1 protein-coding gene is annotated in these 1,013 nt (G+C 56.0%); it reads left to right on the forward strand.

The annotated features are described in order from the left end of the window. On the forward strand, window positions 1–623 hold a 623-nt coding region (locus J5224_RS29840), incomplete at its 5' end, for an MFS transporter (RefSeq protein ID WP_264628674.1). Window positions 624–1,013: the final 390 nt, after the last annotated feature.

The following is a 1,013-nucleotide window of genomic DNA, read 5'->3' on the forward strand; positions in this document are numbered from 1 at the left end:
GGATACGGGACAGTCTGGCGGTGTTCCGTTTTCCGGCCTACGTGCTGCACACGGTTGCCTTGTTGCTGTTTTTTATCGCTATGTCGGTACAAATCTGGATACCGGCTTATTTGCATCGCGTTTTTGCGCTCACCAATCCGCAGGCATCAGGTTTTTTGGCGCAGGTGTTGCTGTACACGCTGCCAATGGGGCTGATTGGCGGGTATTTTTCCAGCCTGTTATTGCGTCAGTATCGCTGGGGATTCCCGCTGTTTTTAGCCAGCACTTCACTGCTGGCGGCGTTGGCATTTTCGTTGGCCTATAGCAGCCCGACGCTGTCACACGCGCAGGTGGGGATTGCGGCCGGGATTGCCGCCTTTGGCTTTAGCGCCGGAACCTTGACCACGCTGATTGTTGAAACGGTGCCGCCGCATTTGCGTAACAGCGCCATGGCTTATTCCATCGTATTGACGTCCGGCCTGGCCGGTGTGATTGGTCCGGAGCTGGTTGGTCAGTTGTCCGATCGCTATACCCTGGGGGTGGCAATGTATGTCGCGCCAGTGGCTTACGCCAGTGCGGGTGCGGTGTGGCTGGTGCTTGCCCTGTGGCAGGCGCGATCGCAGTCAGGCACCACGACGGCATAAGCGAGGGAAACGTTTAAAGGGCACCGGAACCGCGACCGAAAGTGTTATAAAGTAACATAATGTATCGTCTCTTGACGCAGATAATGGCACCCAGATTTTCCGGGTGACAGACTGATGACAAAATCACTTTACCTCGTCATCCTCGGTTTCCCTCTCGTCATCCTCGGCGAAAGCCGGGGATCTCTGCCAGAAGAAACGCGTTTCACCTGCAAGAGATTCCCGCCTGCGCGGGAATGACGGTGAGAGTAGAGCCCTTTGTGGTTAGGGCCCCATCAATTCAAGGTTTTGGTCACGCGAATCAAGGCGAACAGGCCGCCCTCGATGATGTCGCCTTCGGTCTGATAGGCCAGTTGTAGATAAAACTGGCGCACGTCCCACTTGCTGGTGGTC

Source organism: Candidatus Symbiopectobacterium sp. NZEC135 (assembly GCF_025962695.1).